Source organism: Mesorhizobium sp. WSM4306 (genome assembly GCF_007003975.1).
In the GTDB taxonomy this organism is placed as follows: Bacteria; Pseudomonadota; Alphaproteobacteria; order Rhizobiales; family Rhizobiaceae; genus Mesorhizobium.
Genome location: NZ_VFTC01000029.1, coordinates 69,035 through 76,319, shown reverse-complemented (window position 1 = coordinate 76,319; position 7,285 = coordinate 69,035). Strand labels below are relative to the sequence as shown.

Annotated in this window: 5 protein-coding genes and 2 pseudogenes; 6 read left to right on the top strand and 1 reads right to left on the bottom strand. The window is 58.2% G+C overall.

The annotated features are described in order from the left end of the window. Positions 1–785 precede the first annotated feature (785 nt). From hisC to FJV77_RS26605, 3 genes and pseudogenes are all read left to right on the top strand, one after another. Entirely contained in the window at positions 786–1,916 is a 1,131-nt protein-coding gene (hisC, locus tag FJV77_RS26615; protein WP_063169376.1) for a histidinol-phosphate transaminase, read from the top strand. 71 nt (positions 1,917–1,987) lie between these two features. Then, positions 1,988–3,022, top strand: coding sequence for an LLM class flavin-dependent oxidoreductase (locus tag FJV77_RS26610; RefSeq protein WP_063169375.1), 1,035 nt, complete (start codon positions 1,988–1,990; stop codon positions 3,020–3,022). Positions 3,023–3,276: 254 nt separating this feature from the next. Further along, positions 3,277–4,479 (top strand): annotated as a pseudogene (locus FJV77_RS26605) (IS3 family transposase). Here FJV77_RS26605 and FJV77_RS26600 read toward each other — a convergent pair. Then, a pseudogene (locus FJV77_RS26600) lies at positions 4,474–4,615 on the bottom strand (transposase); the annotation flags it as partial. The pseudogenes FJV77_RS26605 and FJV77_RS26600 overlap by 6 nt on opposite strands. Positions 4,616–4,984: 369 nt before the next feature. On the opposite strand from FJV77_RS26600, the gene queC reads away from it, so the two are divergent. From queC to queE, 3 genes are read left to right on the top strand one after another with little or no spacing between them, the layout of a single operon-like run. Then, positions 4,985–5,683, top strand: a complete 699-nt coding sequence (gene queC / locus FJV77_RS26595) for a 7-cyano-7-deazaguanine synthase QueC (protein ID WP_063170389.1) — start codon at positions 4,985–4,987, stop codon at positions 5,681–5,683. Then, positions 5,683–6,039, top strand: a complete 357-nt coding sequence (gene queD / locus FJV77_RS26590; protein ID WP_063169374.1) for a 6-carboxytetrahydropterin synthase QueD — start codon at positions 5,683–5,685, stop codon at positions 6,037–6,039. The genes queC and queD overlap by 1 nt, the downstream gene beginning before the upstream one ends. Before the next feature lie 5 nt (positions 6,040–6,044). Next, on the top strand, positions 6,045–6,770 hold the full coding sequence (gene queE, locus FJV77_RS26585) for a 7-carboxy-7-deazaguanine synthase QueE (RefSeq protein WP_164548811.1): 726 nt from the start codon (positions 6,045–6,047) through the stop codon (positions 6,768–6,770). Positions 6,771–7,285 lie beyond the last annotated feature (515 nt).

The window sequence follows — 7,285 nt, the reverse complement described above, 5'->3', positions numbered from 1 at the left end:
GATGGATGCTGAAGCGTGGTAACTCCAGTCTCCTCGGTCCGGTCCGAATGGACAACCTCTCGAAAGCTCACACCTAGTGCCGGCAGTGGCACCGCTGTTGTCCGTCGACAGGTCCCGCGCTTGCTCGGTGCGACCAACAACCTTAAGCGCTAGGGCGTAACCTGACCCTGCAAGATCTCCTCACCGACTATAAGGTGCGCCTCACGATCTGAGACGATGGGACAGGATGGCTAAGGAGGTGCGCCGTCTTGCATGCCCCGCCAGCGAGGCGAACCCTCTCGGCTACGCGCGCCACCAGCGACGCTCCATATCGTCAGGCCTGCGTCTCATGCTCAGATGAGCCGGTATTTGGCTCTCTCATCAGCAAACCGAGAGAGCCCATGCCAAGACGGAAGCAAGCAAGACGAACGAGCGTCAGAGATATCCTGCGCCTGACCCATAAACAGGGCAGTCCGGTGGGCCAAGGTGGCAGAGCAACTGAGGTTCGGCAAGACTTCGGCTTCCACCTATCTGCGGGCGCTGGAGACGGGCTGTCGTGCAGGCCCTGCATGCGGCTTTGAGGACGATGCGATGTTGAAACACCGTCTGTTGCGCCGAATCGGCCGTCGGCCAAACGTTGGGTCGTCATCAGGTTCTCGACAGCTTCCCGGTGTCAAATCCAAACCGTGGTCGGCGATCCCCACCAGGGTGGGAAGGCAGCGCTGATATAGCCGAACGTCGATCAAGTCACGATCAACGATTGCCTCATGTCACATGCCCTGCGGGACTGAAAAACGGAGAAGAACATGTGCGATGCAAAACTGAAGACCGTGCTTTCGCTTTTTTCGCCGGTGGCCAGCAAATTAGATGCTCTCTCGTCCAACGGACCAGCGACGGATGCAAACTGCGTTAAGCTAAATACGAACGAGAACCCGTTTCCGTTGCCGAAGAGCGTAATGCAAAGTGCAATTGCTGCGATCGAACACCAGTATCTTTATCCGGAAGACGACAATCTCAGCTTAAGGGCAGCTGCCTCCGATGCTTACGGATTTTCCAAAGATCAGGTGATTGCCGGCAACGGTTCGTCGGAGCTGCTCGGACTCATCTACAGAGCTTTCCTCGCCCCAGGAGATAGAGTGGCAATGCTGTCGCCCGGATTTTCGTTCAACCGTAAACTTGCCATGTTGCAGGGTGCCGAGTTTCTCGAAATCGCATCGAGCGAAGCTCATCCCCTGCCGATAGAAAAACTGCTGTCCGGCCCCGCAAAAGACGCGAAGTTCATTCTGTTGGCTAATCCGAACAATCCGACCGGAACATTCGTGCCGGTGGCCGAAATCGAACGCCTTGTGGAGCAAGCAGATCGCTTGGTCGTCTTGGATGAGGCCTACGTTGACTTCGCACCCGACAATGCCCTGCGCCTCGTCAATAGACATCCGAATCTTTTGATCTTGAGGACTTTTTCAAAGAGCTATGCTGCCGCTGGCGTGCGAGTCGGCTTCGGTTTCGGTCACCCAGAAATCATTGGCAGGCTGCGCAACATCCAGAATGTCTTCAACATGAACGTGATCGGGCAGGCGGTCGGGAAAAGCATTCTTGCGCATCGCCACGCCTACGAAGAGAACCACAGGCACATCAAGCATGAACGACAGCGAGTGACCCTGGCGCTGTTGCAACTTGGCTTTTCCGTAACACCCTCCCACGCAAACTTTTTGCTGGCCCGTGTGCCGGCGGGACAGGAGGGCTCATGCTGGCAAGCCGCGTTGAAAGAGCAGGCGATCCTCATCGCCAGCTTTCCTGACGTAGATTTGAAGAACTGTATTCGCGTCAGCATTGGCACCACAGAGCAGATGGACAAATTCCTTGCTGCCGCCGAACGCGTCTGTATGAACTTTAAGAAGGATCGCGGTGCTCACAAGCATGAAGTCGATTCACATTAAGCATCAAGTAATGATATGTCGTGAGCTATGATGATTAGCGAATAAATATAGGTAATTTGGAGAACAATTAATTGAAGAAAATTTCCGCTTCGGGCCTGACCTTCGGCATCTTCGATCATCTGGACGAAAACGGCGATGACATCGCACAACAATATGCAGATCGGCTGAGCCTAGCAGAAGCGTGCGATGGCTATGGCTTTTATGCGTATCATCTCGCCGAGCACCACTGTACGCCGCATGGCAGAGGTCCATCACCGAATTTGTTCTTAGCGAGCGTCGCCCAGCGAACCCGCAGTCTTCGTGTTGGTCCCATGGTAATGCTACTTGCGCTCTATCATCCGCTGCGTGCCTTCGAGGAGATCTGCATGCTTGATCAGTTGAGCGGCGGCAGGCTTGAACTCGGCATAGGGCGCGGCTCTGCTCCCACTGAATTGGGATACTTCGGGGTTGCTGTAGAAGCAGCACCAGAACAGTATGCGGAGGCCAGTGAGATTCTCATCAATGCGATGAAAGGCGGGACGCTTTCTTATCAGGGCCGCCACTTTGAGTTGAAAGATGTTCCGCTGACGTTGAGACCTCACCAATATCCCCGTCCGCCGACATGGATCGCCACCAATCGACCCGAGCCGGCTAGCTGGGCCGCTGCGAATGGGGCAAACATCGCCTGCGTCGGACCTTCCACTTCTGTTCGCAGCGTTACCGACGCGTTCCGCGCCGCCCGAATTCACGATGCTGACATTGGCCAGCAAGCGCCATTTCTTGGATTGCTCCGAATGGTGGTGATAGGGCGTTCTGAAACAGATGCGTATTTGCTCGCAGCACCTGCCTATGAACGATGGCTCAATAGCTTCAAATTTCTATACGAACTAAATGCCATTTCCACTCCACCAAACTTGCCTTTGAACTTCGATGCAGCAATTGAAAGTGAATTGTGCGTCGTGGGAACGGCAGATTCTGTCCGAAAAGCTCTCCTTGATCAGCTGGAAGAGGCAGGTGCTAATTATCTTCTGTGTCAACTGGCATTTGGGGATTTGCCGCTGGATGCCTCACTATACACCGCATCGGCCATTGGATCCGAAATCATGGCTCGAGTTGCCGCATCGTGAATCCGTCGTGTGATTGGAGGAGCAGCGGCAGCGCTGCTCCTCATTGCGAAACGGTTGTGGGGGCCGGACTCCTGTGTCAGGTGTAAACCATTGGAGCACGTCCTATCTGATCCAGGTCATATCCTGCGGCTTTGAAGTAGTTGGCACATTCGGCTGGGGTGAAGAGGTCGACGACCGCGCCGAGGCGTCCTGACCTTGCCCCTCTGATCTAATCCGGTTTGAAGTTCGTTCTGGCCCATCCAGAGGACCAGGACATGAAACGCAGCCGCTTCTCTGAAGAGCAGATCATCGGAATTTTGAAGAAACACGAGGCCGGGGTATCGGTTGGCGATCTGTGCCGCAAGCACGGGGTCAGCGACGCCTCGATCTACAATTGGAAGGCCCGCTTCGGCGGGATGGATGTCACCGAGGCTCGGCGACCTGAAGGCGCTGGAGGACGAGAACACGCGCCTGAAGCGGCTTTTGGCCGACGCCATGCTCGACAATGCCGCGTTGAAGGACCTTGTGGGAAAGAAATGGTGACGCCCGCCGCCAAGCGGAAAGCTGTCGCTCGCCTGAAGGAAGGCTTCGGGATGAGCGAACGGCGGGCGTGTAAAGCCATCGGCTGTTGCCGCATGACGGTTCGCTACCAGACCAGCAGGCCGGACGACCGCGAGGTTCGCGAGCGGATGAAGGCCGATCGCGCAGGAGCGTCGCCGGTTCGGCTACCGGCGTCTTCTCGTGATGCTGAGGCGGGAGGGCCTGGTCGTGAACCACAAGAAGCTGTTCCGGCTCTATCGGGAGGAGAAGCTCGCCGTCGCCGCCGTGGCGGCCGCAAGCGGGCGATCGGGACCAGGGCGCCGATGCTGGTGCCGCTGAGGCCCGACGAGCGCTGGTCGCTCGACTTCGTATCGGACCAGCTCACCGACGGGCGCCGCTTCCGCATCCTGGCCGTCGTCGACGACTGCACGAGAGAGTGCCTCGCACTCATCGTTGATACGTCTCTCTCGGGCATGCGGGTTGCCCGCGAATTGGACGGCTCATCACCGAGCGGGGCCGGCCCAGGATGATCGTCAGCGACAATGGCAGCGAGTTCACCTCGAACGCCATCCTCTCCTGGGCGGATCAGAACCGCGTCGAATGGCATTACATTGCGCCCGGCAAGCCGATGCAGAATGGCTTCATCGAGAGCTTCAACGGCCGACTGCGCGATGAACTGCTCAACGAGACGCTGTTCACCTCGCTGGCTCAGGCGCGCGTAGCCATCGCCCTGTGGCACGCCGACTACAACACCGCGCGGCCGCACTCCCCCCTGGCAGACCCCGGCCAAGTTCGCCAGCACCTTCAATCCGCGACGGTCGCTCGCGCTGCGCTATGCCAAAGGCTCCGCGCCAGCGCCCGTCGCTTCACCCGCCCAGCAGGGCACAACCCACGCCGGAAACGAACTCAAAACTGCTGGGGCAACGTCAGTCCCATAGAGCCTTGATGGTTATCTCGGCCTTTGCTCGCAGCAGCGCCTTAGGTTGGGCGAAGGCGTTCTCAATCGGATTGAAGTCGGGACTGTAGGGCGGCAGTTAGAGCAGGCTCGCCTGCGGCCTCAATCGCGCCGCGCAGGGTTCTCCAGGCGGATGTCGCCAATGTCAAATTTGCTGGCATCCATGTCGCCCTCGCCAACCGCACAAGCGAAGGCCAGAAAGCCAACATGTGTTCTGCGGCTTAATTAAGAGTCAGCCGATGTCGGCCGAACATCACCTTGTCTCGAAGTCGACGATCGGACAGCAGGTTGCGAAAGTTGGCGCGATGCGAAACAAACTGCTGAAGCGCTCAACTTTTATTGATCACGCGTGTTGGACGCGACGCACTCCCGTTCCAATCGGGCTGAGCGCAAATTCTCCCGGTTCACAAAACTGAGTCGCTGGAGTAGTGGGGGCGCAGAGAAATCTCCGGTCGCAGCCTTACCCGGTCAAAACAAGGATACCAATGATGAAGACTCTCGCCGTCTGCTCTGGCGGATTGGACTCCGTTTCCCTTGCTCACATGGTGGCAGCGGAGCACGAACTCACCGGCCTTCTATCTTTCGACTATGGCCAACGGCACAGGAAGGAATTGGGCTTCGCCGCTCTTTGCGCGCAGCGACTGAAGGTCCCGCACCAGATCATCGACATCGGCGAAATTGGCCGTGGCCTTTCCGGCTCAGCGCTGACTAGCAGTATCGACGTGCCGGACGGCCACTACGCCGAAGACACGATGAAGATTACGGTGGTGCCGAACCGCAATGCCATCATGTTGGCAATCGCCTTCGGTCTCGCCGCCGCCCACAGCGCCGAAGCGGTGGCGGCGGCCGTGCATGGTGGGGACCATTTCATCTATCCCGATTGCCGTCCGGCCTTCATTGAAGCTTTCCAGACAATGCAAGACCGCGCGCTCGACGGCTATGCGCAGATACGCCTCTATGCACCGTATGTGAATCTCGGAAAAGCTGACATTGTTGCGGATGGCGCAAGATACGGCACCCCGTTTGCTGAGACCTGGTCCTGTTACAAGGGCGGCGTGCGTCACTGCGGACGATGCGGGACCTGCGTCGAGCGGCGCGAAGCGTTCCATCTCGCCGGGCACGCTGATCCCACCGACTACGAGGACGCCGATTTCTGGCTTGAGGCGCTGCGCAGGAGGCGCGCGTAATGTTCCACATCAGCAAGGAATTCCACTTCTCGGCCTCGCATCAGCTCACCTCCTTGCCTCCCAACCATCAATGCGCGCGCCTGCACGGGCATAACTATGTCGTCGTAGTGGAGCTGTCGGCCAAGGAACTGGACGCCCACGGCTTCGTGCGCGACTATCACGATCTGGCGCCGCTCAAACGCTACATTGACGAGAGCTTCGACCATCGGCACCTCAACGACGTGCTGGGACATGAGAAGGTCACGGCGGAATGCCTGGCCAGACATTTCTATGAATGGTGCAAGGCACGTCTGCCGCAGACCGCGGCCGTGCGCGTTAGCGAAACACCGAAAACTTGGGCGGAATACCGTCCGTGACCGACATGCATCCCGCAATCCGTGTGAGCGAGATATTCGGGCCGACTATCCAGGGCGAGGGCGTGCTCATCGGCTTGCCGACGGTGTTCATCAGAACCGGCGGATGTGATTATCGCTGTTCATGGTGCGACAGCCTTCACGCGGTGGACAATCAGTATCGCCATGAATGGCTACCGATGCCGATCGATGCCGTGTGGCAAACCGTCCATGCGCTTTCCGGCGGCAGGCCGGTTATGGTCTCCTTGTCAGGCGGCAACCCGGCCATTCAGCCGTTCGGTCCCCTCATAGAACGAGGCCATCGCGAGGGCTATCGTTTTGCACTGGAAACGCAGGGTTCCGTGGTGAGGGAGTGGTTTGCGGATCTTGACGTGCTGACCCTTAGCCCAAAGCCGCCGTCCAGCGAGATGACGACCCGTTGGGCTGCGTTTGATGCATGCCTCGAAGCGGCGCAAGAGAAGCCGCAAATCGTGCTCAAGCTCGTCGTTTTCGACGAGAGTGACTATGCCTACGCCAAAGAAGTCGCGGCGAGATATCCGCACCTTCCGATCTATCTGCAACCCGGCAATCACACGCCGCCGCTCCCTGGCAGTGAAGACGCCTCTGTCGACTTGGACGGAATAATGATGCGAATGGAATGGCTTGTCGAAAGGGTGACTAGCGACAGGTGGTTCGAAGCCCGCGTGTTGCCGCAGCTGCACGTTCTGCTTTGGGGTAACAAGAGGGCGGTCTAGTCTGTGGCTTGCGTCGCACCGGAAGGCCGGGCTCCAACGGCTTGGCAGGCTCTCTTCGCGTGCCGAGTACAGCCGAGCTTTGTTCGCGTCAGCGGTCTCGCGATTGTGCGGCTGGAAACCGCCCGGACACCCCGCTGCCGGCGTGTGTCACCTTGACTCCGATGAGCTGTCGTCACGCAAAGTTGAAATCCGCAAGAACTGGCCTTCTCGCCCCACCTGCTCCGTCGCAAGCACGTCATCCCCTCATCCTTGTCCAGCTCTTATCGATGTATCTCATTGTCCGGCCTGACGCACGACTGTCAGCATGGGAATGCATCCATTGCGCAAATGCCTTCCATAAAGAAGATCGATTTCCTCATTGGCCCAACGTGAAATATAGCAACGTTTTCGTGGCGTGGGTCGGCTGCGTCGGGAGTAGCGATGAAAACGTATTGGGGTCGCCTGCGTCTCCTTGGGCAGCGAGTGTAAAGTATAGCGATGCGGCCTCCGGCGCGAACGGCAGCCGCGCAGTGATC